The 2,628-nt window shown below is 66.7% G+C and carries 3 protein-coding genes; all 3 read left to right on the top strand.

Features of this window, described 5'->3' with window-relative positions:
• A partial coding sequence (locus tag AC2VNT_RS06645; RefSeq protein ID WP_486946099.1) for a DUF4185 domain-containing protein occupies nucleotides 1-962 on the top strand: 962 nt, incomplete at its 5' end.
• A 52-nt stretch (nucleotides 963-1,014) separates the two neighbouring features.
• Nucleotides 1,015-1,533, top strand: a complete 519-nt coding sequence (locus AC2VNT_RS06640) for a hypothetical protein (RefSeq protein ID WP_486946098.1) — start codon at nucleotides 1,015-1,017, stop codon at nucleotides 1,531-1,533.
• 115 nt (nucleotides 1,534-1,648) lie between these two features.
• On the top strand, nucleotides 1,649-2,628 hold a 980-nt coding region (locus AC2VNT_RS06635), incomplete at its 3' end, for a helicase-associated domain-containing protein (protein ID WP_486946097.1).

The raw sequence follows: 2,628 nt of genomic DNA, 5'->3' as shown, positions 1-2,628 counted from the left end.
ATCCCGGCATCCGCGACCTCGGCGCGGCCGACCTCGGTGAGGTCGGCCCGTTGTCCGGCGGGCGGTACGTGGCGATCTTCGGGGATTCTTTCGCCGGCGACCAGGTGGGCGCTGGTCCGCATTACCCGTCCGTGGCGGTGCCGGTGCACTTCGAGACCGGCAAGATGATTATCGACGGCCCACCCCTGACCGGCCCCGACGGCAGTGGCCACCCGTTGTTCGAACTGCTCCAAGACGCCATCAACCTGGGTCTCGGCGTCGACATCACCCTCCCGGCCGGAACCATCACCATGAACGGCAAGACCTACATGATGGTGGTCGGCACCACCAAGCCCAGCCTGGATCCGGTCGGCGGCTCCTGGCTGGTGGAAGTCACCGACGACTTCTCGAAACCCTGGGCGGCCGTCCCGAACTCCTGGCGTCCCTGGACACCGGGCGGCGGTGCGCCCACCCAGATCAGCGGCTACCAGAAAGGCGACAACGTCTATATCGCAGCCGACTCGTTCGACCGCGGCCAAGGCGTCACCATGTACCAAGTCGACCTCGCCCACGGTGGAGACGTCGCCGACCGCAGCACCTGGCAACCGTGGACCGGCAACGGCTGGGGGGTAAACGGACAGGCTCCCGCCGTCGTCAGCCCAGCGCCTTTTGGTGAACTCAGTTTCCGCGAACTCGACGGGCAGTCGGTGTTATCCGGATTCAACGCCGGGCGCGGCGGGCCCGATGGTGTGGTGGAGATACGCGTCGCGAACAGCCCCACCGAAATATTCAAAAGCGACACCACTACCACCGTCGCGCAACAGACCAACACTAACGGGCCGCCAAACGTCCCGGGCGTCTACGGCGGATACATCCTCCCCGTCCCCGGAACCACGCTCGGCGACATGAAAATCCTGGTCAGTCAATGGGGCGTCGGCCAATACAATTCGCAAGAGATCACCGTCAACGCCGCCCCACCGTAACAGGGTACGTGACCAGCGCCCGCTCCCGACCCGAGCACAAAGGACGGTAATCATGGCAGCACTGCGCCGAATACCAAACGTGATCGCAGCCCCGGTCCTGCTTGTCGCAGGCTGCCAAACCCAATGCCGCGCCGGATCGGTCCACTTCCCGGACCTGAGCCGCTACACGCCGGTCAACGTGCACGACTACGAGATCCCGTTCACCACGCCGGGCCACGCCCCGAAGCCGATGGTGTACTTCCTCACCCCCGATGGAATCCTCTGTGATTTCACATTTACCCGATCAGCACAATGCACCGGCAACAACTTCCCAGGTGTGCCTCCCGCTTCGCCGTCGCCCGGCGGTACACAGCGAGTGAATTGGATCGGCACCGATAAAGAGTTGCAGGAAACGACCACCCCGATCACTGACAGCCGGTCGGTCAGGACTCTCCCCCCGTGCCACTCCATCACCGTCGACGGGATAATCTGCGGCGTCGACGGCACCGGGACCACCGCCTGCAAGGACACTCAGGACCGCGGGTTCCTGTTGTCGCCCAATGGGCCAAAGTGGTTCCCACACGTCCCATGACCACGACAGCACTGCGCGGTCGTGGCCGACTTCCGCGGTCGGTGATGCGGCGGACAGCGGTGGGTCTCGCCGCGACCGATGACACCTCAACGACAATGGGTAAGGAGCAACACCGGTGACCGACGGACCGCTGATCGTCCAGTCCGACAAGACGGTGCTGCTCGAGGTCGACCACGAGCTCGCCGGCGCCGCACGCGCCGCCATCGCGCCGTTCGCCGAGCTGGAGCGCGCCCCTGAACACATCCACACCTACCGGATCACCCCGTTGGCGCTGTGGAACGCCCGCGCCGCCGGACACGACGCCGAGCAGGTGGTCGACGCGCTGGTCAGCTACTCCCGGTACGCGGTGCCGCAGCCGCTGCTGGTCGACATCGTCGACACGATGGCCCGCTACGGCCGGCTGCAGCTGGTGAAGAGCCCGGCGCACGGCCTGACCCTGGTCAGCCTGGACCGGGCGGTGCTCGAAGAGGTGCTGCGCAACAAGAAGATCGCGCCGATGCTCGGCACCCGCATCGACGACGACACCGTGATGGTGCACCCCAGCGAACGCGGCCGGGTCAAGCAGCTGCTACTCAAGATCGGTTGGCCCGCCGAGGATCTGGCCGGATACGTCGACGGCGAGGCACACCCGATCAGCCTGCACCAGGACGGCTGGCACCTTCGCGACTACCAGGAGATGGCCGCCGACTCGTTCTGGTCGGGCGGCTCCGGCGTGGTGGTGCTGCCGTGCGGCGCGGGCAAGACCCTGGTGGGTGCCGCGGCGATGGCCAAGGCGGGGGCCACCACACTGATCCTGGTCACCAACACCGTCGCCGGCCGGCAGTGGAAGCGCGAGCTGATCGCCCGCACGTCGCTGACCGAGGACGAGATCGGCGAGTACTCCGGGGAGCGCAAGGAGATCCGGCCGGTCACCATCGCCACCTACCAGGTGATCACCCGGCGCACCAAGGGCGAGTACCGCCACCTGGAGCTCTTCGACAGCCGGGACTGGGGGCTGATCATCTACGACGAGGTGCACCTGCTGCCCGCGCCGGTCTTCCGGATGACCGCCGACCTGCAGTCCCGGCGCCGGCTCGGCCTGACCGCCACGCTGAT

The organism is Mycobacterium sp. TH-M15, from assembly GCF_057473705.1.
Note: the sequence above shows the minus strand (reverse complement) of the source record. Positions and strands in the feature narration are given on the sequence as shown.